Origin of the sequence: Actinomadura rifamycini DSM 43936, assembly GCF_000425065.1 — a bacterium.
Classification (GTDB): Bacteria; Actinomycetota; Actinomycetes; order Streptosporangiales; family Streptosporangiaceae; genus Spirillospora; species Spirillospora rifamycini.
Genome location: NZ_AULB01000018.1, coordinates 43,625 through 68,245, shown reverse-complemented (window position 1 = coordinate 68,245; position 24,621 = coordinate 43,625). Strand labels below are relative to the sequence as shown.

Genomic DNA, 24,621 nt, shown 5'->3' with positions numbered 1-24,621 from the left:
GGTTGGCGCCATGAGCGTGGTCATCGCGATGGTCGCGACCCTGCTGCTGACGTGGGTGCCGGCGCTGCTGTGGCGGCGCCGCCGCGGGACGGGCGGCGACCTCGGCGGGCCCGCGCGGCGCGCGACGTTCGAGACGCTGCACACCGCGTCGCGGGCCGCGCCCGCGTTCCGGGCGGGCCTCACCGAGCAGGGCGCGCAGAAGGCCGCGCGGCACCTGCGGGCGCTGCTCGGCTGCCCCGGGCTCGCGATCACCGACGGGGAGCGGCTGCTCGCGTGGGACGGCGAGCCCGACCACCACGCGGGCGAGGTCGTCGGGCACGCCGAGGTGACGCTCGGGAACGGGCGCACGCAGGTGCACGACGTCGCCTGCGAGCGGCTCGACTGCCTGATCCGCCGCGTGGTCGTCGTGCCGCTCGCCACCGACGACCGGGTGATCGGGACGCTCGCCGCGTACGGGGAGGACGTCCCGGCGGGGCTCATCCGCGCCGCCGAGGAGGTCGCGCAGTGGGTGGACGCCCAGCTCGAACTCGCCGAGCTCGACCGCTCCCGCACGCGGCTGATGGAGGCGGAGATGCGGGCGCTGCGGGCCCAGATCTCCCCGCACTTCATCTACAACTCGCTGACGACGATCGCGTCGTTCGTCCGCAGCGACCCGGAGCGCGCGCGGGAACTGCTCCTGGAGTTCGCCGACTTCACCCGGTACTCGTTCCGGCGGCACGGCGACTTCACCACCCTCGCCGAGGAGCTGCACTCCATCGACCAGTACCTCCTGCTGCAACGCGCCAGGTTCGGGGACCACCTGCGCGTGCGGCTCCGGATAGCGCCGGAGGTGCTGCCCGTCGCCGTCCCGTTCCTGTGCCTCCAGCCCCTCGTCGAGAACGCCGTCCGGCACGGCCTCCAGGACCGCTCCGAGCCCGGCCTCATCACGATCGTCGCCGAGGACGCGGGCGCCGACTGCGTCATCAGCGTCGAGGACGACGGCATCGGCATGGACCCCGAGGACGTGCGGCTGCTGCTGTCCGGCGGCGACCGCCCCGTCGCCGACGAGGCCGCCGGGATCGGGCTCGCCAACGTCGACGACCGGCTCCGCCAGGTGTACGGGGACGAGTACGGCCTCGCCGTCGAGACCGGCCCGGGCGCCGGGACGAAGGTGACCGTCCGGGTGCCCAAGTACAAGCCGGGCGTGACGGCGTCCACGTCCTGACATGTGGTGTCGTGGAGGGCGGGGCGCCGCGAGCCGGACGTCGCCGTGCGCTTGACTTGCGGACGTCCTTTGACTGGAATGTGGCGCACGGCACAGGAAGGGACGGTGTTGTGGGCCTGCGTGTCCTGGCGGTGGACGACGAGGGTCCGGCACTGGACGACCTCGTGCACCTGCTCAGCTCCGACCCGCGGATCGGTGAGATCCACACCGCGCGGGACGGCGCCGCCGCGCTGCGGCGGCTCGACCGGTCGCTCGCCGAGAACCGGCCGATCGCGGCCGTGTTCCTCGACATCCGCATGCCCGGACTGGACGGCACCGTCCTCGGCCGCGTCCTCGCGCAGTTCGCGCGGGCGCCGCACATCGTCTACGTCACCGCCTACGACGACCACGCCGTGGACGCGTTCGAGATCAAGGCGACCGACTACATCCTGAAGCCGGTCCGGCCCGAGCGGCTGCGCGAGGCGATCCGGCGGGTCATCGAGGGCAGCGAGGGCGCGGACGGCGTCGAGGACGTCGCGGCGGACCCCGGCGAGCCCGAGCCGATGCCGGTCGAACTGGGCGGCGTGACCCGGTTCGTCACCCCGGGCGAGGTGCTGTACGTCGAGGCCCAGGGCGACTACGCGCGCCTGCACACGCAGGGCGGCAGCCACCTCGTCCGCATCCCGCTCGCCGCGCTGAAGGAGCGCTGGCGCGGCGCCGGGTTCGTCCGCGTGCACCGCAGCCACCTCGTGTCGCTGTCGGCGATCAAGGAGCTGCGGCTCGACTCGGGGCGCTGCACGGTCATGGTCGGCGACGCCGAGCTGCCGGTGAGCCGCCGGCACGTCCGCGAGCTGCGCGACCTGCTCGTCCGGCGGGCGAGGCGGGCGCCGTGACCCCCGGCGGCCCCCCGCCGGACGGTCCGCCGGACGGCGGGTCGGGCGGCCCGCCGCCCGCGCCGGGGCGGGTGCTGGTGACCGGGTCGCGGGCCCGGGCCGCGCGCCGCCCCCGGTACCCGGTGACGCGCGAGATCGACGAGCAGACCGGGCTCGGCGAGGCGTACATGCGCTCGCTGGTGCGCGCCCAGTTCCGGCTCGCGGCCCGGCTGTGCGCCGTCCTCGCGATCGTCGTGTTCGGCCTGCCCGGCCTGTTCGCGCTGGTCCCGCAGGCGCGCGAGCAGCAGGTCCTCGGGCTGCCGCTGCCGTGGGTCGTGCTCGCCGGGGCGATCTACCCGTGCTTCGTCGTCCTCGGCCGGCTGTACGTCCGGCTCGCCGAGCGCAACGAGGACGACTTCGCCGAGCTCGTCGACCGCGACCCCGCCGCCCGCGACCCGCTCGCCACCGACCCGACCGGCACGCCCCGCCCGTCCGGCCCGTCCGGCCCGTCCGGTCCGCCCGCGCCCCCGGCATGAGCACCGCGTACGGGCTCGCCGGGGTCGTCGTGGTGGTGCTCGCCACCGTGCTGATCGGGACGCTCGGGGTCCGGATCTCCCGCACGACGTCCGACTTCTACGTCGCGTCCCGGACGGTGACGCCGCTGCGGAACGCGTCCGCGATCGGCGGCGAGTACCTGTCGGCCGCGTCGTTCCTCGGCATCGCCGGGCTGATCCTCGCGCACGGCGCCGACATGCTGTGGCTCCCCGTCGGCTGGACCGGCGGGTACCTCGTCCTGCTCGTCCTGGTGTCGGCGCCGCTGCGCCGCTCCGGCGCCTACACGCTGCCCGACTTCGCCGAGGCGCGGCTGGAATCGATGGCGGTGCGCCGCGCCGCGTCCGTCCTCGTCGTGCTGATCAGCTGGCTGTACCTGCTGCCGCAGTTCCAGAGCGCCGGGCTCGTGCTGCGCACGGTCGCGGGCGCGCCGGTGTGGACGGGCGGCGTCCTCATCGCCGTCGTCGTCGCGGTGAACGTGCTGGTCGGCGGCATGCGGAGCATCACGCTCGTCCAGGCGTTCCAGTACTGGCTGAAGCTGACCGCGCTCGCCGTGCCGATCGTGTTCCTGCTGCTGGCGTGGCGGTACGACGGCGCGCCCGGCCTGTCCTCGAACCTCCCGCCGCGGTTCCCCGAGCGCACCACCGTGTCCGTCGGCCTGGCCGTCACCGTGGACGTCACCGAGCCCGTCCGGGTGACCGCGGACGGGCGCGTCGACGGCCGGACGGTCGACGGCGCGGCCCTCGACCTCGCCCCGGGCCCGCACCGCATCGACCAGGGGACGAGCGTGACGTTCCCCGGCGGCGCGAGCGTCCCGCACGTCCAGGGCGACCCGGTGAAGACGGACCGCGAATGGTCGATCCCCCTGGGCGGCGACCATTCCCTTTACGCGACGTACTCGCTCATCTTGGCGACGTTCCTCGGAACAATGGGGCTCCCGCACGTCCTGGTCCGCTTCTACACCAACCCGGACGGGCGCGCCGCGCGCCGCACGACCGTCATGGTGCTGTCGCTCCTCGGCGCGTTCTACCTGTTCCCCGCCCTGTACGGGGCGCTCGGCCGCCTCTACACGCCCGAACTGCTCATGACCGGCCGCACCGACGCGGTCGTCCTCACCCTCCCCGGACGGCTCGTCGGCGGGCTCGGCGGCGACCTCCTCGGCGCCCTGGTCACCGGCGGCGCGGTCGCCGCGTTCCTGTCGACGTCGTCGGGCATCACCGTGTCGGTCGCCGGGGTCCTCGCGCAGGACATCCTGCGGGGCGGCGTCCGCTCGTTCCGCGCCGGGACGCTGCTCGCGCTCACCGTCCCGCTCGCGCTCGCGTTCGCGGCGCGCTCGCTGTCGGTCGCCGACGTCGTCGGGCTCGCGTTCGCCGTCGCCGCGTCGACGTTCTGCCCGCTGCTCGTCCTCGGCGTCTGGTGGCGGCGGCTCACCGTCCCCGGCGCCCTCGCGGGGCTCGTCACCGGCGGGACGCTCGCCGGCGCGGCCGTCGCCTGGACGATCACCGCCCCGCCGGCCGGACTCGCGGGCGCGCTGCTCGCCGAGCCCGCCGCGTGGACCGTCCCGATCGCGTTCGCCGTGATGATCGTCGTGTCGTGGTGCACGCCGCGGCGGGTGCCGCCGGGGACCGCGCGGATGATGGTGCGGCTGCACACGCCCGAGTCGCTGAACGTCGACCGGGGCACGTGGCGTCCGAAGCGGGTGTGAGGCGCCCGCGGCGGGTGTGCGGCGGCCCCCGTCCCCGGACGCCCGGGACGGGGGCCGCCCGCCGGTCAGCCGGCGAGCCCGCGCAGCCGCTGGAGGCCCGCGGCGGCCGCGGGCCCGCCGCTGTAGGTGCCGAGCGCCATGTACGTCTCGAACTCGGCGCGGTTCGCGCCCGAGGGCGACGGCAGTCCGGCCTGCCAGTCGATGAGCGGCGACCAGAGGCCGCAGTCGGACGCGGGCACCGCGAACGCGTCGTCCGCGGCGCTCACCCCGATGATCATCGGGCTGCCGAGCGGGTCGGCCGGGTCGCCGGGCGCCACCAGCCGGAGCGTCGACATGTCGGCGACCATGTCGAACTTGATCGGGTCGTCCTCGGCGCCGAGGAAGCACCGGTCGCCGAGCAGCAGGTTGATGACGCGGACCCGCATGTGGACGCTCGCGTTCGGCAGGTCGAACGCGAACCCGCCCGCGTACCGCGCCTCGACCTCGACCTTGAAGCCCGGGACGTCCTCCAGGAACGGGACGGTCGGCAGGCCCACCAGCCCGAGCACCCCGCCCGGGACCTTCATCGGCGGGGCGGCCATCGTCACCTGCTTGAGCTCGTGCGGACCGCCGTCCGCGGGCGGCCCGGTCTGCGCGACGATCTTCATCGGCGCGGTGATCTCCTGGGTGAGGCCGCCGAGCCGCATCGAGCCGCCGGCCACCGCCATCACCATGCAGCTCCAGGTGGCGGGGTCGCCCTCGGGCGGCAGCGGCGGGCACTCGTTCCGCAGGTCGAACTCGGGGACGGGCGCCGCCGCGGGCGCGGCGGGGGCCGCGGGCGCCGCCGACGCGGCGGGCGCGGCGGCGAGCAGGGCCAGTCCGAGGGACGCCGCGGCGGTCGCCGCCAGCGCCTTGATCGTGGAGGTGTTCACGGAGTGTCGCCGTTTCTGCGGGGGTGGGATGGGCGGGACGGTCCGGGCCGCCCGAGGACGGCCCGGACCGCTGGATCGGCCTGTGCGTCAGGACGTGACGTACAGGGTCTGGGTGTAGGCGGTGTCGGTCTCGGCGACCTTGCCCAGGGCCTTCGCCAGGCCGTCGGCCGTGACGTCGCTCGGGCAGAGGAAGCTGCCGGACTTCAGGCCGAGCGAGGCGCCGTCCATGACCCCCTCGAACTCGCCGGTGACGTTGTTCGCGTTGTCGGGGTTGCGCGCGTCGAAGGTGAGGTCCGGGTGGGCCGAGTCCAGCCCGTACGTGCAGCTGACGAACCCGAAGGACGCCCGGATGGCCAGGTCGGTGTCGGAGAACACCAGCGCGCCGTCGTAGCCGCCCGAGGGGCCGTAGGTGAGCCGGCCGTCGTCGTAGGGCAGGTTGAGGAACGACACGGTCGCGCTGCCGAGGCTGCTGGTGCAGCCGCTCACGGCGGCGCTGTCGAGGGTCCCGGTGCCGCCCGACTGGATCGTCCCGCGCAGGTCGGCGCTGGAGCAGGAGGCGGTGAAGCCGGAGCCGGTGAAGGTCAGGGCGCCGACGTTGGTGATCTGGTAGGAGCCCGAGTAGGGGGCCCCGGTGGAGTTGTCGCGGCGGACGGTGGTGGTCGCGGCGGATGCGGAGGCGGCCAGGAGGCCGACGGTCGCGGTGGCGGCGATCAGCGGGACGCCGATCCGGGCGAGGGTCTTCATGATCCCTCCGGAGGGGTGGGGTGAGCGGTCCGCGCGGTCCCGGGCGCCCCGAAGTGATCACTGGCCGGCCGGCGTGCCCGACACGCGGCCCCCGAAGAGACCCGACCTGGCCGGCCGGGTCTGTAAGTAATTAATTACGTATCACGCCTGGAATCAAGAATCCGCCGTGGCCGCCTGCGGTCACCGCCCGCCGCGCCCCCGACCGTTCGTCGCGCGAAACCGTCCGCTCACCGACGGCACATGTAGATCGTCGCGGACGGGCGGCACCCCGCCGCACCCCGCCCCGCACCCCCTCGCACCCGGCCGGGACGCTCCCTACGCTGCGCGTGACCGGCGTCACAACACAGGAGGGGCGGTCGTGTCCGACGAAAAACGCGCCACCGGGACCGTCTATGAACGGTTCCAGGCCAGCGACGAGTTCCAGGAACTGAAGCGCAGATTCCGCCGCTTCGCGTTCCCCATGACCGCCGCGTTCCTCGCCTGGTACCTGCTGTACGTCGTGCTGTCCGGCTGGGCGCGCGACTTCATGGGCGTCAAGCTGTTCAGCTCCGCCAACATCGCCCTGATCTTCGGCCTGCTGCAGTTCGTCTCGACGTTCGCGATCGCGTGGTTCTACGCGCGGCACGCCGAACGCAAACTCGACCCGCTCGCCGACAAGGTGCGCGGCGGCGTCGAGGCCGAGGCGACCGCCGCGCGCCGCGACGACGACCTCGGGAAGGCGGAGGACGCCCGATGAGCCACGAGACCCTGTCCATCCTGCTGTTCCTGACGTTCGTCGCCGCCACCCTCGCGATCACCGTCTGGGCCAGCCGCAACACCAAGGACGCCACCGACTACTACGCCGGCGGCCGCTCCTTCTCCGGCGTCCAGAACGGCCTCGCCATCGGCGGCGACTACATGTCCGCCGCGTCGTTCCTCGGCATCGCCGGGCTCATCGCCCTCTACGGCTACGACGGCTTCCTCTACTCGATCGGCTTCCTCGTCGCCTGGCTCGTCGCGCTGCTGCTCGTCGCCGAGCTGCTGCGCAACTCGGGCCGCTTCACGATGGCCGACGTCCTCGCGTTCCGGATGAGCCCCCGGCCCGTCCGCACCGCCGCCGGCGTCTCCACCATCGTCGTGTCGATCTTCTACCTGCTCGCGCAGATGGTCGGCGCGGGCGCCCTCGTCGCGCTGCTGTTCGGCTTCACCAGCGAGTTCGCCAAGGGCGCGACGATCGCGCTCGTTGGCGTCCTGATGATCGTCTACGTCGTGTTCGGCGGGATGAAGGGCACCACCTGGGTGCAGATCGTCAAGGCCGTCCTGCTGATGACCGGCGCCACCCTCGTCACGCTGCTCGTGCTCGGCGAGTTCGGGTTCAACGTGCTCGGCCTCATGCAGGACGCCGCCGACCAGAGCGGCAAGAACGAGGCGTTCCTCGAGCCCGGCCTGCGCTACGGCACCGAGGAGCAGGGCCTCGCCGGCAAGCTCGACCTCGTCAGCCTCGGCCTCGCGCTCGTCCTCGGCACCGCCGGGCTGCCGCACATCCTGATCCGCTTCTACACCGTCCCGACGTCCCGCGACGCCCGCAAGTCCGTCCTGTGGGGCATCGGCATCATCGGCGCGTTCTACCTGATCACCCTCGTCCTCGGCTTCGGCGCCGCCGCCCTCGTCGGCAGCGACGAGATCCGCGCCGCCAACCCGGCCGGCAACACGGCCGCGCCCCAGCTCGCCGAACGCGTCGGCGAACTCGTCTTCGGGGACGTCGGCGGCACCATCCTGCTCGCGGTGATCGCGGCCGTCGCGTTCGCGACGATCCTCGCCGTCGTCGCGGGCCTCACGCTGGCGTCGTCCTCGTCCTTCGCCCACGACCTGTACGCCCACGTGTTCAAGCGGGGCAAGGCCACCGAGCGGGACGAGGTCCGCGTCGCCCGCATCTCCGCGTTCGTCATCGGCGCCGTCGCGATCGTCCTCGGGATCTTCGCCCAGCGCCTCAACGTCGCGTTCCTCGTCGCCCTCGCCTTCGCGGTCGCCGCGTCCGGCAACCTCCCCGCGATCCTGTACAGCCTGTTCTGGAAGCGGTTCAACACCGCCGGCGCCGTCTCCGCGATCTACGGCGGGCTCGGGGCGGCGCTGTTCCTGGTGTTCTTCTCGCCGGTCGTGTCGGGCTCGGAGAAGGCCCTGTTCACCGGCGCCGACTTCGACTGGTTCCCGCTGGAGAACCCGGGCCTGGTGTCCATCCCGATCGGCTTCTTCTGCGGCTGGCTCGGCACGGTCCTCAGCAAGGAGCACAACGCGGAGAAGTACGCCGAGATCGAGGTCCGCTCCCTGACCGGCGCGGGCGCCGAGCAGGCGTCGCAGGACTAGAGGACCCCGCGCGGCCATCCGTCGCCCGGTTCGCGCGGCACGCGGCCCCGTCCCACCCCGCAGGGACGGGGCCGTCGCACGTCCGGCGAGCGCCCGGCCCGGTCAGACGTCCGCGCCGATGGTCTCGACGACGGGGATGAGGATGTGGTTCCGGACCGCCTCGGGGAACTCCTGCTCGTGGTGGCTCACCCCGTCGATCCGGACATAGTCGAAGTCGCCGCCCTTCACCTCGAACACCAGCGGCCCCCGGTGGCAGATGAGGTGCTTGGCGCCGATCAGCGCGCCGGTCTGGTAGCAGTCGTCCACGGAAACCCCCTGGAGGGGCCGCGTGTCCCGGTCCCTGCCCGCCTCGTAGACGTTCGCCATGCGGCCGGGCGCGCCCACCGCGAGGAGCCGGATCGAGAACGAGCCCGTCCCGTTGTCCGGCTCCCGCCGCGTGCGGGCCCCCTCCACCCCGAGCGGAAGCACCATGTCGTAGGTGCACTTGGCCCGCGGAACCGTCCGGCCGTCCAGCGTGCTGCCGCCCGCGGCCGCCGCGGGGACGTCCGCCACGCCCGCTTCCGACCGGATGGCGACGCGCTTCAGATCCGGCAGGATGCCGCGCAGCTCCTCCTCGGTGAGCAGGGAGCACGCCTCCGGCCACCGCGCCGGCTCGGCGAAGCCGCCGTCCGGCACGTCCACAATGATCTTCCGGCCGTCCGGGGCGGCGTCGCCCGTCTCCATCGCTCCCCACGCACCGCAGCCGACCAGGACCGCCGCGGCCGCCGCCGCGGCGGCGCCGGCGCGGATCGCCGTCCACACGCCCATGCCCGCCTTCCCGCAGATCTTCCGTGTCACCGAACAGACGGCAAGATCGCGAACACGGTTCCCGTCCGCCTCGGGCGGGCGGTGCGCCCGACCGCCGGTGCGTCCGGTCAGGGCGTGCGGCCGGTGACGGCGACGAGCCGGTCGATCATCGGTTCCTCCTCGGTCGGCTCCAGGTACCGACCGGGGGCGCCCGCCGAACTCATCGCGGGGCACGCCGCGGAGCGGCCCCGCCCGGGAACGGGCGGGGCCGCGCGTTCCGGCCCCGGATCAGCCGACCCGGAAACTGCCGGTCGGGGACACATGGGCCCCGTGACCTGGCGGAATGAAATTGAACGGCGGCGGGACGGGCGCCGCGCACCACGGGTCGGTGAAGAACAGCAGCCGCCCGTCACTGTGATTGGCGACGACGTGCGCGCCCGCCGGGAACGCTCGGCACGAGGACGACGCGGGGTATTCCCGCAGTTCAGTGCCCGCCCATGAGATTTCCGCGCCCTCGGTGACGAAGACGACGACCGTCCCCTCGGGCTGTGCGGGGGCGGCGCTCGCGGGGGGCGCCGCGGTGAGCAGACCGGCCGCCAGGGCGGTGGCGGCGGCGGCGCGTGCGGGTCGGGCCATGGTGCTCCTTTGTCGTGGTCGGAGGGAACGGCGATGGTGATGCCCCGGGCCGCCCGATTCATGGCACCCGGCAATTGCTTTGTCACTTGTCGTAACAATTGCAGGTCAGAGGGTGAACCGTTGATCGACTACAGGCTTTAACAAAGAGTCGTTGACTGTTCACAGTCCGTGAATTAGCTTGTGCCCCGGTGCCGGGACGCACGTCCTTCCACCGCCCTTCAGGCGACCCCAGAACGCACCGGAAAGGGCACTGACCTGCAATGTTGCACACGCTCATCATCGGAATGGGCCGGGCCGGGCACCGGTTGCACCTGCCGTCGCTGGACAAGGTCCGCACCGCCGCGCCCGGACTGCTGGCCCCGGCGCCGATCGTCGCGTTCGACCCGTTCCGTCCGCCGGTGGGCGCCGACCGCGCGGTGACCGCCGCCACCCTGGAGGAAGCCGCCCGGCGGCACCCCCCGGCGCGGACGGTCGTGCACCTCTGCACGCCCCCGCACGTCCGGGCGGCGATGCTCGACCGGCTCGCCGGCCTCGGCTACCGCACGATCATCGTGGAGAAGCCGCTGGCCGTGGACCTGATCGGGCTCGCCGCGATCGCCCGCATCCGGCGCCGCCGCGACCTCGACATCACCGTCGCCACCCACTGGCTCGACAGCGCCCTCACCCGCCGGCTCCGCGCGGCCGTCACCGGCGGGCGGTTCGGCGCCCTGCGCCGCGTCCGCATCGTGCAGAACAAGCCGCGGTTCGCCCCCGGCGGCGGCCCCCGCGCCCACCCGACCGCGTTCGACGTCGAGGTCCCGCACGCCCTCGCCGTCGCGCTCGACCTCGTCGGCGCCGCCCGCGTCGTCGGCGCCGCGCTGGACGACCTCGTCATCGGCGACCGCCGCGTCCCCCGCCTCGGCCGCGCCCGGCTCCGGCTGGAGCACCGCTCGGGCGTCCGCACCGAGATCGACTCCGACCTCATGTCGCCCGTCCGCGAACGCCGCATCACCCTCGAGTTCGACGCGGGCGTCGTCGTCGGCCACTACCCGTGCAGCGACGCCGACCACACCGCCCAGCTCCGCACCGTGCGCCCCGGCGGCGAGACGTCCTGGACCGCCTTCGACGACGACGCCTTCCCCGCCTTCCTGCGCACCGCCTACGAGCGCTTCGCGGCCGCGACGCCCCACGGGACCCTGCCGCTCCAGGTCGACGCCGTCCGGCTGCTCACCGAAGCCAAGCGCCGCTGCACCGCCGTGCCGGAGGTGCGCGGTGTCGGCTGACGCCCGGCTCGCCGGCATCGGCGACGAGGCCGCCCCCGACCTCGGCGGCCAGCTCGCCGCCGTCGCCGGCCTCGGCTGGCGCCGCCTGGAGCTGCGCACCCTCGACGGCGTCCCCCTCGCCCGGATCCCCGAGGACGGCGTCCGCCGCGCCGCCGACCGGCTGCGGGCCGCCGGCGTCGCGGTCGCCGGCGTCGCCTCCAAGATCGGCGACTGGTCGCGCCCCGTCACGGGCGACTTCTCCCTCGACACCCGCGAACTCGACGCCCTCGCCGTCCGGTGCGCCCTCCTGGACACCCGGCTCGTGCGGATCATGTCGTACCCGTCCGGCGGGCTGGACGCGCCCGAATGGGGCCGCCGCGTCCGCGCCCGGCTCCGCGAGCTCGCGCGCCGCGCCGAGGACCGCGGCCTCGTCCTCGCCCACGAGAACTGCGCCGGCTGGGCGGGCGCCCGCGCCGACCGCATGCTCGACCTCGTCACCGGCATCGGCAGCCCCGCCCTGCGCCTCCTGTTCGACACCGGCAACGGCGTCCCGCACGGCTACCCCGCGCCGCCGCTGCTGCGCGCGATCGTCCCGCACGTCGCGCACGTCCACGTGAAGGACGCGACCCGAGGCCCGGACGGCGACGTCGCCTACGTCCCGCCCGGCGAGGGCGACGCCGGCGTCGCCGAGTGCCTCCGCATCCTGTTCGACCACGGCTACGACGGCGTCCTGTCGATCGAACCCCACGTGAGCCTGCGCCCCCACGCCCCGTCCCCCGGCCGCCCCGAACCCGCGACCTTCGCCGACTGCGGCCGGGCCCTGGAACGCCTCGTCGCCGCCACCGCCGCGTCGAAGGCCCCCCGATGACCCCGCCCGCTTCCCCACCCCCCGACCACCCCCCCTCCGCCACCACCACGTCCCCCACCTCGGGCGAGTGCGGTGCGGGGGGCGGGTGTGCCGGGGGTGAGCCGTTGGCGTTCGTGGGGTTGCCTTCGGTCGGGGTGTCGGGGCCGCCGGTGCCCGCGCCGCTCACCGCGGACGACCGGGACCTGCTGCTGCGGCTGCTGCGGTGCCCGACGGCGGGGCCGCTCGAAGGGGGGTCGGGCGCGGGACTGCGGGCGGCGCAGGTCGCGTACGCGGAGCACGCGGCGCGGTTCGGGATGCGGGTGGTGCACCACGCGCCCGCGGGGATCGACGACGTGGAGCGTGGGCCCGTGCCCGCGGCGGTGCGGGACGCGCTGGGCGACCCGGGGTTCCTGGCGGAGCAGCCGAACCTCGTGCTGCGGCTCGGACGGGACGGCGTCCCCATGGGGCGCACGGTGATGTTCAACGTGCACCTGGACACGGTCGCGGGGATGCAGCCGGTCGGGTTCGACGGGGCGCGGTTCCGCGGGCGGGGGGCGGTCGACGCGAAGGGGCCCGCGGTGGCGCTGCTCGCGGGGATCCGCGCGGCGTGCGCGAGCCGGCCGGAGATCGGGCGGGACGTGGGCGTGGTGGTGCAGGCGGTCGGGGGCGAGGAGGGCGGGGCGATGGGCGTGTCCGGCACCCGGCCCCTGGTGCAGGCCGGGTACACGGGGCGGCTGAACGTGTTCTGCGAGCCCACCCGCCGGAGGTTCCTCGCCCGCTGCACGGCGTCGATGACCGCGCGGGTGGTCGTGGCGGGCGAGGACGCGATCGACGACCGTCCCGGCGAGGGGCACAACGCGAGCGTCCTGCTGGGGTACCTCGCGCAGTGGCTCGGGTCCGCGCTGGACCCCTACGCGGCGCAGGCGGCGGTGTGCGTGGCGGGGCTCGAGACGGGGCCGCGGCACAACAAGGTGTACGGGTCGGGTTCGCTGCTGCTGAACCTCGCGTACGCGTCGATGGACGCGGGCCGCCGGCTGGAGCGGGAGGTCGAGGCCGCGCTGCGGGACGGCCTCGACGCGTTCGCGGCGCGGTTCGGCGACTCGCTGCTGTTCGCGCGGACCGCGGCGGACGCGCACGCCGTCACGCGGCTGGAGTGGCGGAAGCGGGGCCTGCCCGTGCTGGACGACCGCAGCGCGTGGGGGCACGCGCTGCTGGAGCGCGCGGGGATCCCGCCGTGGCCGCCGGACGAGCCGGGGTTCACGTGCGACGCGATCTGGATGTCGCAGGTGCCGGGGGCGTGCTCGGTCGTGCTGGGGCCGGGCGATCTCGCGGCCGACAACGCGCACGCCGAGGGGGAGTCCGCCGACGCCGCCGAGCTGGCGGCGTTCGCGGCGGACGTCGCCCGCGTGCTCATCGCTTTCACCGACGAGCTGATCGGAGCATGGTGACCTTGACGACCGCTGCCGCGGAGCCGCGGGCCGGCGTCCGCGTGGACTACGCGGAACTCCTCGATTTCACCGCCGCGGTGTTCGCCGCGCACGGGGTGCCGCGCGAGCGGGCCCGCGCGGCGGCGCGGACGCTGTGCCACGGCGACGTCGCGGGCATGGAGTCGCACGGGCTGGCGAACCTGACGCGCCTGTACCTGCCGCTGCTGGCCGAGGGGCGGGTGGATCCGCGCGCGGAGCACCGCGTGGTGGACGACCGGGGCGCGCTGGTGCTGGTGGACGCGGGCCGGGCGCTGGGCCTGTGGTCGGCGGGCGCGGCGATGGACCTCGCGGCCGACCGTGCGGAGGAGCACGGGATCGGGATGGTGTCGGTGCGGGGCGCGACCCATTTCGGCTGCGCGGGGCCGCACGCGCTGCGGGCCGTGGAGCGGGGGATGGTGGGGGTGGTCGCGGCGAACTGCGGCGGGCAGCGGATCGCGCGGCCGCCGGGCGGCGCGGCGCCGATGCTGGGGACGAACCCGCTGAGCGTGGCGGCGCCCGCGGGGCCGCACCCGCCGTTCGTCCTCGACATGAGCACGACCGCGGCGCCGACGGGCCGGATCCGGCAGGCGGCGCGGGACGGGCGGACGGTCCCGGAGGGGCTGCTCGCGGACGACGCGGGCCGCCCGGTCACCGACCCGGCGCGGTTCGACGCGGGACGGGCGCACCTGCTGTGGCTCGGCGGGCGGCCGGGGCAGCACAAGGGGTTCGGGCTGGGCGTGGCGGTGGAGGTGCTGGCGGCGCTGGTGGCCGGGGCGGCGCTGGGCCCGCCGGGCGGGGGCCGCGACGACGACATCGGGTTCGCCGCGGTGGCGGTCGCGCCGGGCCGGGCCCGGTTCGCGGCGGACGCGGGCGCGCTGTTCGGCGCGCTGCTGGACTGCCCGCCGGTGGATCCGGCCGCGCCCGTCCGGTATCCGGGCTGGTACGAGCACGAGCGGGCGCGGGAGCGGATGCGGGACGGCGTCCCGCTCGGCGGCGGCCTGTACCGGGAGCTGTACGAGGTGGCGGTGCGGACGGGCGTCGCGGTTCCGGAGGTGCGGCGGTGAGGCCGCCGCTGCGGGTGGCGGTCGTCGGGCTCGGGGTGATCTCCCGCTTCTACCTGGCGGCGCTGCGGGACGCGCCGGACCTGCGGCTGGTCGCGGTGTGCGACGAGGATCCGCGGAAGGCGTTCGCGCTGGGGGTGCCGGGCCGCACCGACCATGTGCGGCTGCTGGAGGAGGATCGGCCGGACGCCGTCGTGGTGACGGTGCCGAACGACGTGCACCACCGCATCTGCATGGACGCGCTGGAGCGGGACGTGGCGGTCTGCGTGGAGAAGCCGCTGGCGCTGACGGCCGCGGAGGGCGCCGAGCTGGCGGCGGTCGCCGAGCGGCGGGACGTCCCGCTGTTCACGGCGTTCCACCGGCGGTACAACGCGGCGGTGGAGCGGCTGGTGCGGGAGTGCGCGGGGGCGCCGGTGGCGGAGGTGACGGTCCGGTACCTGGAGCGGATCGAGGAGCACGCGGGCGACGACGGCTGGTACCTGGACGCGCGGCGGTGCGGCGGCGGGTGCGTCGCGGACAACGGCCCGAACGCGTTCGACCTGGTGCGGCTGCTGCTGGGCCCGGCGGAGGCGGTGTCGGCGCGGATCGAGCGGGACGCGGCGGGCACCGACCGGCGGGCCGACATCGGGCTGCGCGCGGGCGCGGCGCGGGCGCGGGTGCTGCTCGACTGGTCGTATCCCGGCGAGTGCAAGGACGTGGCGGTCCGGCTGGCGGACGGGCGGGTGCTGCGCGCCGACATGCTCGGCGGGCATCCGGGCTTCAAGGAGTCGCTGTGGCACGAGTACGTCGGGGTGCTGCGGGCGTTCGCGCGGTGCGTGCGCGGGCGGGCCGGGTACGACGGCGGGCTCGCGGCGCTGCGGTTCGTCGAGGACGCGTACCGGTTGGAGGCGGCGTGAACCCGGATGAGGACGGCGCGAAGCGCGAGGTGCACGGGACGCTCGTGAAGGTGCTGACGCACCGCCGGACGGACCGGGGGATGCGGCTGGAGCCGTTCGCGAGCCGGTGCGTGCGGGCGGGCGAGGTGCACGAGCTGGTGGCGACGGACCACGCGGAGACGGTGGCGGGCGCCCGGATCGACCGGGTCGCGTTCCTCGGGTTCGCGGAGATCGGCGCCGCGGGGGTGCTGGACCGCGGGGACGTCCTGTGGATCGGCCACCGCCGGATCGGGGTGCTGCTCGGGTTCGACGGCTGCCATCTGCCGAACCACTACAACGTCCTGGTGCGGGCCGTTCCGGGGCCGCCCCTGGCCGGCGGGGAGCTGGGGCTGGCGCCGGAGGAACGGCTCGTGTTCCGCCGGGGCGCCCCGCCGGCCTGATTTCGCCGACGTTTTACTCGAATGACCGAATCAGCCATTGAGTTAGCCGCGGCATGCCCAAATTAAATAGTCGCCACAGGTGATGCCGAATGCGTTCCGGGGGTATGCGGGTCTTACCTTCGCCGCATGGTTCGGACCGGCTCGGTTAGGCAATCTCAGTGGTGTGGGGTCGGAAGTTCGAATCGCTCCCCGAAAAGCATTCGATTCGACCAGCGGCATCCGGCGTGAGGATGCGGAAAGGAAGGCCAGATGGTCATGGCGACGAAGCAGGAGAACCGGCTCGAGGAGCGGTTCCGGCTCTGGGACAACAACGGCAACGGCACCATCGAGCGGGCCGACTTCGAGCGCGAGGCGGACGAGATCATCGCCCGGCTCGGCGCGCAGGGCACCCCGGCGGCGGACGAGCTGAAGGACGCCTACCTCGGCATGTTCGACCGGCTCTCGGCGGCGGCCGGGTCCGGCACGATGAGCCGGCACCAGTTCCTGGAGGTCGCCGAGACGGAGATCATCGGCAAGGGCGACGCGGGGTTCGCCGAGGTCGTGAAGCCGACGATCCAAGCGATCGTCAAGGTCCTCGACAAGAGCGGCGACGGCGAGGTGTCCCCGGCGGAGATGCACGGCTGGTTCGCCGCGATCGGGCTGAGCCCCGAGGTGGCCGACACCGCGTTCCGCCAGCTCGACACCGACAACAGCGGAAAGCTGTCGGTGGACGAGCTGGTGGACGCGGTGCGCGACTACCACCTCGGCCGCAACGACATCCCGCTGCTCGGCCGCTGAGGCCGCCCCCGGCCCCGGCCGGGCCGTCCCGGAAATGACGGGACGTCCGGGAGGGCGCCGCACCGGAATCCTCGTCACGGCCTCCGGTGCCGGCGCCCTCCCGGGCGGTTCCGCCGCCGACACGCGAACCAGCGGAGAGACGTGCGGAGAAACGTGCGGGAGAACGTGCGGAGAAAGTGCTGACAATGACCGCCAAGACGATTCCGTTCTTCACCCAGGCGGCGACGTTCGACGCCGAATGGGACGGCATCCGACGACATCTGAACGACGTCCTCGACAACGGGAAGTTCTCGCACGGCGCGAAGGTCGCCGAACTGGAGCGGGCCCTCGAACGCTGGACCGGCGCCCGGCACGTCGCGGCCGTCAACTCCGGAACGGACGCGCTGGTGCTGCTGCTGCGCGCCGCCGGGCTCCGGCCGGGCGACGAGGTGGTCGTCCCCGCGTACTCGTTCGTCGCGACGGCGACGTCCGTGGTGCTCGCCGGGGGCGTCCCGGTGTTCGCCGACATCGAGGAGGGCGGGTACGGGATCGACCCGGCGTCGGCGGACGCCCGCGTCACCCCCCGCACCCGGATGATCATGCCGGTGCACCTGTTCGACCGGCCCGCCGACATGCGCGGCGTCCTGGAGGTGGCGCGGCGGCGCGGGCTGGCGGTCGTGGAGGACAGCGCCGAGGCGGTCGGCATGCGGGTGGACGGCGCGCACGCCGGGCTGCTCGGCGCGGGCGGCGCGCTGTCGTTCTTCCCCGCGAAGACGCTCGGCGCGATCGGCGACGCGGGCGCCGTCCTCACCGACGACGACGCCGTCGCCGAGACCGTCCGGATGCTGCGGCACCACGGGCGCGGCGGGCGGACGCTCGGCGACTTCGCCGGCATCGCGAACGCCACGGTCCTGCCGGGCCGCAACAGCAAGATGGACGACGTGCAGGCGGCGGTGCTGCTCGGCAAGCTCGGCCGGCTGGACGCCGACATCGCGCGGCGCGCCGACCTGTCCGCCCGCTACGACGCCCGGCTGCGGGACGTGCCGGGCGTGCGGCGGGTCCCGGGGGACGCGCCGCCGCATCCCGGCACGGGACGGTTCGTGTACGTGCACCTCGTCGAGGTCGACGACCGCGACGCGCTCGCCGCGCACCTCGCCGCCCGCGGCATCGGCACCGAGGTGTACTACCCGCGCCCGCTGCACCTCCAGCCGTGCTTCGCGCATCTCGGCCACCGCACCGGCGACTTCCCCCGCGCGGAGGCGGCGTGCGCCGCCGCGCTCGCGCTGCCGCTGTACCCCGACCTGCCCGACGCGCACGCCGACCGGGTGTGCGACGAGATCGAGCGCTTCTACGCCGGAAGGAGGCGGGCCCGGTGACCGCCCCGCCCCTCGACGGATCCACCGCCGGATCCACCGCCGAGACCACCGCCGCGACCATCCCGTTCTTCCCGCCCGACCTGTTCGAGGACGACCGGGAGGCGCTGCTGGACGCCGTCCGCGCCGTCGGCACCGCGCCCGGCCAGACGTTCATCCTCGGCGAGCACACCGCCCGCCTGGAGAGCGCGCTCCGCGACCGCCTCGGGCCCGGCACCGCCGACGCGGTGGCGTGCTCCAGCGGAACGTCCGGGCTGTCGCTGCTGCTCGCGGCGCTGGACGTCGGGCCCGGCGACGAGGTCGTGGTGCCCGCGTTCGGCTGCGCGCCGCTCGCCGCGACCGTCCTGGACGCCGGCGCCCGCCCGGTGTTCGCCGACATCGACCCGGTCCGGCTGACGGTCGACCCGGCCGCCGCCGAGGCGCTGATCGGGCCGCGCACGAAGGCGCTCATGCCCGCCCACATGTTCTCGGTGATGGCGGACATGCCCGCGTTCCGCGCCCTCGCCGACCGGTACGGGCTGCCGCTCGTGGAGGACGCGGCGCTCGCGCAGGGCGGCACGCTCGCGGGACGCCCCGCGGGCTGCTGGGGCGACGCCGGGGTGTACTCGTTCGTCCAGGTCAAGACGTTCGGGATGCCGGGGGAGGGCGCCGTCGTCCTCACCCGCGACGCGGCGCTGGGCCGCGCCGTCCGGATGCTGCGCAACCACGGGCAGGACGGCGTGCACCGGTTCGTCCACCACCGCGTCGGCCGGAACGGCGTCGGCCTCAACAGCCGGTTCGACGAGGTGATGGCGCTGTTCCAGCTGCACCGGCTGCCCGGACTGGACGGGCGGCTGGCGCGCCGCGCGGAGATCTCCGCGTACTACTCGCGGCGGTTCGCGCCGCTCGCCGACCGGGGCCTGGCGGCGCCGCCGGTCGGCGGCGACGGCCGCTTCCACTACGTGTACACGGTCCTCACCGGGCGGCGCGACGAGCTGCGCGCCCACCTGGCCGAGCGGGGGATCACGGCGCACGTCTACTACCCGCGCCCGCTTCCCGCCCAGCCCGCGTTCGCGCCGCACGCGGCGCCCGGCGCGGCGTGGCCGAACGCCGAGTCCGCCGCCCGCCGCAACATCTCGCTGCCGCTGTACCCGCACCTGACCGACGCCCAGGTGGAGCGCGTCGCGGACGCCGTCTGCGCGTTCGCCGACGCACACCCCGACACGCACCCCGACCCCGACGCACACCCCGACACCCACACGAACCGGGAGCGGTGATGACGCGCCACACGACCCTCGCCCGGCCGGGCACGTCCGGTCCCGCCGGCCTCGCCGCCTACGCGCGCCTGGCCAAGCTCGACATCTTCGACTACTACCTCGGCCTGCTGCTGGTGTGGGCGCTGCTCGGCCCGGCCGTCCGCTGGGACGGCGGGACGTTCGGGCTGCTCGGCCTCGTGCTGATCGCGGAGGTCGTCGTCGTGGCCGCGATGGTCGGCTTCGACGACATCACCGGGTTCCGCGACGGCAGCGACGCCGCGAACTACGGGTCGGACGCCGCGCGGCGCCGCCTGCACCGCAAACCGCTCGTCGCGGGGACCCTCACCGAGGAGCAGGCGCTGCGGTTCGCCTGGTCGGCGACGGTGGCGGGCGCGCTGCTGTGGGCGGTGAGCGTCGCGGCGGCCCCGCACCGCCCGCTGTGGGCGATCGCGCTCGCGGCGGTGTGCGTCGCCGCGTCCGTCCAGTACTCGTGGGGGCTGAAGCTCAGCTACCGCGGGTTCCAGGAGGTCTTCCTGATCGGGCTCGGGATCGGCTGGACGCTCGTCCCGTACGCGCTGCTGACGGGCGCCGCGTCCGCGTTCGTCATCGTGCAGGCCGTCGTGTTCGGGGCGGGGCCGATGCTGTTCGGGCTCTACTCCAACACCAACGACGCGGACGGCGACCGGGACGCGGGCCGCATCACCGTCGCGACGCTCGTGTCCGCGCGGACGCACCGCGCGTTCGTCGCCGCGGCGACCGCCGCGCAGGTGCTGCTGATCATCGGGTCGGCGGCGGCCGGGGCGGCGCCGTGGTGGTTCCCGGCGGTGCTGCTGCCCGTCGTCGCGATGCGCCTCGCGCACCTGGTCATCGGGTTCCGGGGCGACATCCTGCGGGCCCGCCGCATCGCCATCCACGCCCACCGCGTCACCGTGGTGCTGCTGGTGGCGGCGAACCTGGCGGCCACCGGGCTCGCGTCATGACCGGCCTGGACGTCGCCGTCGTCGGCGCGGGCCCCGCCGGGCTGGCCGCCGCGCACGCGCTCGCCGAGGCGGGCCGGACGGTCCGGGTGTTCGAGGCCGCGGCCGCCGTCGGCGGGCGGATGCGGACGGTCCGCGAGCACGGCTGCCTGATCGACATCGGCGCCGAGATGTTCCCCGGCCCGCCCGCGTACCCGGCGACGTGGCGGCTGATCTCCGCGCTCGGCCTCGACGCCGACCCGGGCGCCGTCCCGCGGGTCCCCGACGCGCTCGCCGTGTGGCGCGGCGGCCGCACCCGCCCGCACGTCGGCCGCCCCCTCGGGCTGCTGACCGGCGCGGGCCTGCCGCTCCGCGCCCGCCTCGACCTGGTGCGGCTCCAGGTGCGGCTGGCCCGGCTCGGCGACCTCGACCCGCGGCGCCCCGAGCACACCTCCCTCGGCACCGCGACGATCGCCGAACTCGTCCGGCCGTACCATCCCGACCTGCGCGAGTACCTCGTGCATCCGCTGGTCGGCGGGTTCTTCGGCTGGGACCCCGAGCGCTCCGCCGCCGCCCCGTTCGCCGCGCACCTGGCGTCCACCGGCGGCTCCGGCGGCTGGCGCACCTACCGCGACGGGATGGACGCCCTCGCCCGCGCGCTCGCCGCCCGCCTCGACGTCGTCACCGGCCACCCGGTCACGCGGGTGGCGGACGGGCCGGGCGGCGTCCGGATCGAGTCGCCGCGCGGGACCGTGACGGCCCGCGCGGCGGTCCTCGCCGTGCCCGCGCCCGTCGCGGCCCGGCTGCACCCGGACGCCCCACCCGCGGTCGCCGCGTACCTGCGGGCCTGCGGGTACGCGCCGATGCTCCGCGTCAGCCTCGTCCTGGACCGGCCGCTCGCGCCGCGCGGCACCCGCCCCCGGTTCGCGACGCTCGTCCCCGACGCCGCCGACCCGCTGCTCGGCGCGATCACCGCCGACCACCGCAAGCACCCCGGGCGGGCGCCCGGCGGGCGCGGCCTGCTGTCGCTCATCACGTCGCCGCGCGGCACCGCCGAACTCGTCGGCGCGCCCGACGACGCCGTCGCCAACCGGCTGCTCGCCCGCGCCGAACGGTTCGTCCCCGGCGTGTCCCGGCACGTCCGGCACGTCCGGGTGACGCGGTTCCGGTACGGGCTGCCGGAGGCGACGCCGCGCGCGCTGCGGCTCCGCGCCGACTTCGCCCGCCGCCCCGCCGCGGCCGTCGAGTACGCGGGCGACTGGACGGCGCTGCGCCCGTGCAGCGAGGGCGCCGTCGCGTCCGGCGGGACGGCCGCCGCGCGCGTCGCCGCGCACCTCGACAGCCGCGCCGCCCCCGACCCCGACCCCGCCCCGGAGGTGAGCCGATGACCCCCCTCGGCCGACGCATCGACCTGGGCACGCTGTTCGACGACCTCGCCGCGCGGGGCCGCCCGACGACCGTGCACCTGAGCCGCCCGCTCGACATCGCGCCCGGCCTCGGCACCGTCCACGGCCTGCCCGCCCTCGCCGGGCTGGTGCGGGACGCCGCCGGCTGGCTCGCCGCCGCCGGCGCCCGGCGCGGCGACCGGGTCGCGATCGCCAAGCGCGACCACTGGGACACGGTGCTGCTGTGCTGCGCCGCCGCCCGCATCGGCGCCGTCCCCGCGCCGCTGTCCGCGCACCTGGACGCCGGCGCGCTCGACACCCTGCTCAAGCGGCTCGACCCCGCCCTGCTCGTCGTCGACGCGGCGCGGCTCGCCGCGAGCTGGTCCGCGGGCCGCGCCCCCGAGTCCCTCGCCGCCCGCACGCTCGTCCTGGACGGCCCGGCCGCCGGGGCGCTCACCCTGGACGACGTGCGCGGCGCGCCCGCCCCCGCCCCGTACCGCCCGCCCGTCGACCACCCGCTCGCGATCGTGCACACGTCCGGCACCACCGGCGTCCCGAAGCTCGTCGCGCACACCACCCGGACGCTGCTGCGCCGCCTCGCCGGGTTCGAGGCGCACCGCTGGCCGGTGCTGTCCGCCCGCCCCGACGACGTCGTCGCCGGATCGTTCTCGTTCGTGCACGGCCGCGCCCTCGCCTGGACGGCCGTCGCGCTCACCCACGGCCCCCGCGAACTCCTCGCGATCCCCGACTCCCGCTGGGACGAGGCCGGGCCGCTGCTCGACCGGCACCGGCCCACCGTCGTCGAGGCCCAGCCCGCCGCGTTCGTCCGCTGGCGGTCCCGAACCCGGACCGGCGACGACCACCCGTTCGACCGCGTGCGGCTCTTCATCAGCACGTTCGACGCCGTGCACCCGCCGACCGTCCGGGCGTTCCTCGGCGCGACGCGGCACCCGCGGCCCCTCTGGCTCCAGGGCTGGGGGCAGAGCGAGACCGGCCCGCTCACCTTCCGGTTCCTTACCCGCCGCGCCCTCGCCGCCGAACGCGAACGGCACCCCACCACCCGCGACCTCGGCCGCCCCGTCCCCGGCCGCACCCGGCTCCGCGTCCTCGACCGCACCACCCTGCGGCCCGTCCCGCGCGGCACCCCCGGCCTCGTCGTCTGCGCCACCCGCGCCCTCGCCGACGGGTACGTCGGCGAGCGGTCCCGGTTCGAGCGCAAGCGCGCGGGCCGCTGGTTCATGACCGGCGACATCGGCGCCCTCACCCGCGACGGGCGCCTCCTCCTGCTCGACCGGGAGGCCGACGCCGTCCCCGAGAACGCCACCGAACTGGAGGACGTCATCGAGGACCGGCTGCCCGGCGTCGCCGAATGCGTCGTGCTCAGCGTCCCCGGCCGCCCGGCGCAGCCCGTCGCCGTCACCGACGGCGGCGCCCTCGACCCCGTAGCCTGGCGCGCCGCGACCGCCGACCTGCCCGCCCTCGCCGAACCCGTCGTCCTGGCCTGGGACGACATCCCGCGCACCGGCACCGGCAAGGTGCGGCGCGCCGCGCTGCGCGAGCGGCTCGGCCTCACCCCCGAGACGTACGGGACGGGCCGATGGACGTGACGCGCCCCCTCGCCGGGACGACCGTCCGCGCGTCCGGCGACACCCTCCCGCTGCGCGTCGCCGCGGCCCGCCTCCGCGCCCTCGGCTGCACGGTCGAGCACGCCCGGGCCGCCCCGCCGGACGCGCCCGCCGGACGGCTCGCCGCCGTCCGCGCCCCGTTCGGCGGCGCCCTCCCCGAATGCCGCATCGGCTGGTCCGGGCCGGTGCCCGTGCCGATGCGCGGCGAGCACGACGTGCAGGCCGCCTGCGGCATCATGCAGGTCCACGGGCGCGCCGCCGGCGGCCCCCGCGTCCTGCCCGTCGACTTCGCGTCCGCCTGCGCGGGCGTGCTCGCCGCGCAGGCGTTCACCGCCGCCGCCCTCGCCGCCCTGCACGGCCGGACGGACGTCGCCGCGACCACGTCCGTCGCGCAGGCCGCGGCGCTCGCGCTCACCCAGTACGTCGCCGTCGCGACCGCCGAACCCGGCGCGGGGCGACCCGCCGACCCCGCCGGCGACGCCGAGCGCACCCCGCCGTTCCGCTCGTCCGACGGCGTCGTGTTCGAGCTCGAGACGTTCGACGCCGAGCGGTGGCTGTGGTTCTGGTCGGCGCTCGGCGCGGGCCGCGCCGCGATCGTCCGCGGCTGGCCCCCGTTCCAGCAGCGCTTCGCCACCGCGACCTGCGCGCTCCCCCCGGACCTCGCGAAGGCCGCGGGCGAGCACGAGTACCGCGCCGTCCGCGACGCCGCCGACGCCGCGGGCGTCAGCGCCGTGCCCGTCCGGCCCGCGACGGTGCCGCCGCCGCCCGCCCCGGCGTCCCCGTGGCGGCTGCGCGCGGTGACGCCGCCCGCCGCCCCGCCCGCCCCGCCGCCCGCCGGGCCCGGCCCCCTCGCGGGCCTCCGCGTCGTCGAGTCGACGAACCGGGTGCAGGGCCCGCTCGCCGGGCACCTCCTCGCGCTCCTCGGCGCCGATGTCGTCCGGCTCGAACCGCCCGGCGGCGACCCGCTGCGCGGCGTCCCGCCGCTGTCCGGCGACCTTTCCGCCCGCTTCCTCGCCCTCAACCGCGGCAAGTCCGCCGTCGAGGCCGACCTCACGACCGCCGCCGGGCGCGGCACGGCCCTGCGGCTCGCCGCGTCCGCCGACGCGTTCCTGCAGAACTGGCCGCCGGGCCGCGCCGCCCGCTTCCGCCTGGGCGCCGCCGACCTCGCGGCCGTCCGCCCGTCCCTGGTGTACGCGCACGCCGGCGGCTGGGCCGACGCCCTCCCCGCCCCGCAGCCGATGGGCACCGACTACCTCGTGCAGGCCCACTCGGGCGTCGCCGCGCTCGTGTCCGGCCCCACCCTCCTCACGGTCACCGACGTGCTCGGCGCCCTGATCGCCGCCGAGGGCGCCGTCGCGGCCCTGCTCGCCCGCGCCCGCACCGGCGCGGGCGTCCGCGCCGCGACGGCGCTGATCGACGCCGCCCGCCTGCTCCGCACCGCCGTCCACACCCCGGTGGACGGCGCCCCGCGCGCGCCCGTCGTCACCGACCTCGCCGCGATGGCCGCCGACCCCGCCTACGCGTCCCTCTTCGAAACCGACGGCACCGCCACCTACAGCCGCGCCCCATGGACCTTCGACCACCCCCAGGAGCCCCACCCATGACCCCCACCCCATCCACGTCCGCCGT

23 protein-coding genes are annotated in these 24,621 nt (G+C 75.7%); 19 read left to right on the top strand and 4 right to left on the bottom strand.

Annotated features, from left to right (window positions below; all coding sequences use genetic code 11):
• The first annotated feature begins 10 nt into the window (after positions 1 to 10).
• The 4 genes from H505_RS0118250 (at position 11) to H505_RS0118235 (ending at position 4,312) form a co-directional block, all read left to right on the top strand.
• Positions 11 to 1,204 (top strand): sensor histidine kinase, encoded by a 1,194-nt coding sequence (locus H505_RS0118250; protein WP_026403146.1) that lies wholly within the window; start codon positions 11 to 13, stop codon positions 1,202 to 1,204.
• 110 nt (positions 1,205 to 1,314) lie between these two features.
• A complete protein-coding gene (locus H505_RS0118245) occupies positions 1,315 to 2,076 on the top strand; it encodes a LytR/AlgR family response regulator transcription factor (protein ID WP_026403145.1) in 762 nt (253 codons plus the stop codon).
• Positions 2,073 to 2,591, top strand: coding sequence for a DUF485 domain-containing protein (locus tag H505_RS42685; protein ID WP_064743664.1), 519 nt, complete (start codon positions 2,073 to 2,075; stop codon positions 2,589 to 2,591). The genes H505_RS0118245 and H505_RS42685 overlap by 4 nt, the downstream gene beginning before the upstream one ends.
• Positions 2,588 to 4,312 carry a sodium/solute symporter gene (locus tag H505_RS0118235; RefSeq protein ID WP_026403144.1) on the top strand — a complete coding sequence of 575 codons (1,725 nt, stop codon included), beginning with the start codon at positions 2,588 to 2,590 and terminating at the stop codon, positions 4,310 to 4,312. Before H505_RS42685 ends, H505_RS0118235 begins: the two co-directional genes overlap by 4 nt.
• 65 nt (positions 4,313 to 4,377) lie before the next feature.
• On the opposite strand, the gene H505_RS0118230 is transcribed toward H505_RS0118235, so the two are convergent.
• The gene (locus H505_RS0118230) at positions 4,378 to 5,223 is read right to left on the bottom strand and encodes a hypothetical protein (RefSeq protein WP_026403143.1); all 846 of its coding nucleotides are present in this window, start codon (positions 5,221 to 5,223) and stop codon (positions 4,378 to 4,380) included.
• Between the two features lie 87 nt (positions 5,224 to 5,310).
• Positions 5,311 to 5,967 carry a hypothetical protein gene (locus tag H505_RS0118225; RefSeq protein ID WP_026403142.1) on the bottom strand — a complete coding sequence of 219 codons (657 nt, stop codon included), beginning with the start codon at positions 5,965 to 5,967 and terminating at the stop codon, positions 5,311 to 5,313.
• Positions 5,968 to 6,325: 358 nt separating this feature from the next.
• Here H505_RS0118225 and H505_RS42680 point away from each other — a divergent pair, with 358 nt between their 5' ends.
• On the top strand, positions 6,326 to 6,703 hold the full coding sequence (locus H505_RS42680; protein ID WP_051300840.1) for a DUF485 domain-containing protein: 378 nt from the start codon (positions 6,326 to 6,328) through the stop codon (positions 6,701 to 6,703).
• Positions 6,700 to 8,310, top strand: coding sequence for a solute symporter family protein (locus H505_RS0118215; protein ID WP_026403141.1), 1,611 nt, complete (start codon positions 6,700 to 6,702; stop codon positions 8,308 to 8,310). Before H505_RS42680 ends, H505_RS0118215 begins: the two co-directional genes overlap by 4 nt.
• A gap of 102 nt (positions 8,311 to 8,412) precedes the next feature.
• Here the strand turns inward: H505_RS0118215 and H505_RS0118210 are convergent, their stop codons facing one another.
• A complete protein-coding gene (locus H505_RS0118210; protein ID WP_157433045.1) occupies positions 8,413 to 9,147 on the bottom strand; it encodes a hypothetical protein in 735 nt (244 codons plus the stop codon).
• A 237-nt stretch (positions 9,148 to 9,384) separates the two neighbouring features.
• The gene (locus H505_RS47780) at positions 9,385 to 9,732 is read right to left on the bottom strand and encodes a hypothetical protein (protein WP_051300839.1); all 348 of its coding nucleotides are present in this window, start codon (positions 9,730 to 9,732) and stop codon (positions 9,385 to 9,387) included.
• Between the two features lie 260 nt (positions 9,733 to 9,992).
• Here H505_RS47780 and H505_RS0118190 point away from each other — a divergent pair, with 260 nt between their 5' ends.
• The 13 genes from H505_RS0118190 to H505_RS0118130 all read left to right on the top strand — a co-directional run bounded on the left by H505_RS0118190 (position 9,993) and on the right by H505_RS0118130 (position 24,596).
• On the top strand, positions 9,993 to 10,994 hold the full coding sequence (locus tag H505_RS0118190) for a Gfo/Idh/MocA family oxidoreductase (protein WP_026403139.1): 1,002 nt from the start codon (positions 9,993 to 9,995) through the stop codon (positions 10,992 to 10,994).
• Positions 10,984 to 11,841 (top strand): sugar phosphate isomerase/epimerase family protein, encoded by an 858-nt coding sequence (locus tag H505_RS0118185; protein ID WP_026403138.1) that lies wholly within the window; start codon positions 10,984 to 10,986, stop codon positions 11,839 to 11,841. The genes H505_RS0118190 and H505_RS0118185 overlap by 11 nt, the downstream gene beginning before the upstream one ends.
• A 113-nt stretch (positions 11,842 to 11,954) precedes the next feature.
• Positions 11,955 to 13,268: a M20/M25/M40 family metallo-hydrolase gene (locus tag H505_RS0118180; protein ID WP_245592564.1), complete on the top strand. Its 1,314-nt coding sequence runs from the start codon at positions 11,955 to 11,957 to the stop codon at positions 13,266 to 13,268.
• On the top strand, positions 13,262 to 14,350 hold the full coding sequence (locus H505_RS0118175; protein WP_026403136.1) for an Ldh family oxidoreductase: 1,089 nt from the start codon (positions 13,262 to 13,264) through the stop codon (positions 14,348 to 14,350). The genes H505_RS0118180 and H505_RS0118175 overlap by 7 nt, the downstream gene beginning before the upstream one ends.
• Positions 14,347 to 15,243 (top strand): Gfo/Idh/MocA family protein, encoded by an 897-nt coding sequence (locus H505_RS0118170; protein ID WP_026403135.1) that lies wholly within the window; start codon positions 14,347 to 14,349, stop codon positions 15,241 to 15,243. The genes H505_RS0118175 and H505_RS0118170 overlap by 4 nt, the downstream gene beginning before the upstream one ends.
• Positions 15,240 to 15,662, top strand: a complete 423-nt coding sequence (locus tag H505_RS0118165; protein ID WP_026403134.1) for a DUF6917 domain-containing protein — start codon at positions 15,240 to 15,242, stop codon at positions 15,660 to 15,662. Before H505_RS0118170 ends, H505_RS0118165 begins: the two co-directional genes overlap by 4 nt.
• Positions 15,663 to 15,911: 249 nt before the next feature.
• Positions 15,912 to 16,439, top strand: a complete 528-nt coding sequence (locus tag H505_RS0118160) for an EF-hand domain-containing protein (RefSeq protein WP_026403133.1) — start codon at positions 15,912 to 15,914, stop codon at positions 16,437 to 16,439.
• A 185-nt stretch (positions 16,440 to 16,624) separates the two neighbouring features.
• The gene (locus H505_RS0118155; RefSeq protein WP_051300838.1) at positions 16,625 to 17,794 is read left to right on the top strand and encodes a DegT/DnrJ/EryC1/StrS family aminotransferase; all 1,170 of its coding nucleotides are present in this window, start codon (positions 16,625 to 16,627) and stop codon (positions 17,792 to 17,794) included.
• Complete coding sequence (locus tag H505_RS42670) at positions 17,791 to 19,047, top strand: DegT/DnrJ/EryC1/StrS family aminotransferase (RefSeq protein WP_245592556.1); 1,257 nt, start codon at positions 17,791 to 17,793, stop codon at positions 19,045 to 19,047. The genes H505_RS0118155 and H505_RS42670 overlap by 4 nt, the downstream gene beginning before the upstream one ends.
• Positions 19,047 to 20,006 (top strand): UbiA family prenyltransferase, encoded by a 960-nt coding sequence (locus H505_RS0118145; RefSeq protein ID WP_026403131.1) that lies wholly within the window; start codon positions 19,047 to 19,049, stop codon positions 20,004 to 20,006. The genes H505_RS42670 and H505_RS0118145 overlap by 1 nt, the downstream gene beginning before the upstream one ends.
• Positions 20,003 to 21,370 carry a protoporphyrinogen/coproporphyrinogen oxidase gene (locus H505_RS0118140; RefSeq protein ID WP_026403130.1) on the top strand — a complete coding sequence of 456 codons (1,368 nt, stop codon included), beginning with the start codon at positions 20,003 to 20,005 and terminating at the stop codon, positions 21,368 to 21,370. The genes H505_RS0118145 and H505_RS0118140 overlap by 4 nt, the downstream gene beginning before the upstream one ends.
• The gene (locus H505_RS0118135) at positions 21,367 to 22,974 is read left to right on the top strand and encodes a class I adenylate-forming enzyme family protein (protein WP_026403129.1); all 1,608 of its coding nucleotides are present in this window, start codon (positions 21,367 to 21,369) and stop codon (positions 22,972 to 22,974) included. The genes H505_RS0118140 and H505_RS0118135 overlap by 4 nt, the downstream gene beginning before the upstream one ends.
• Entirely contained in the window at positions 22,965 to 24,596 is a 1,632-nt protein-coding gene (locus H505_RS0118130) for a CoA transferase (protein ID WP_026403128.1), read from the top strand. The genes H505_RS0118135 and H505_RS0118130 overlap by 10 nt, the downstream gene beginning before the upstream one ends.
• The last annotated feature ends 25 nt before the right edge of the window (positions 24,597 to 24,621 follow it).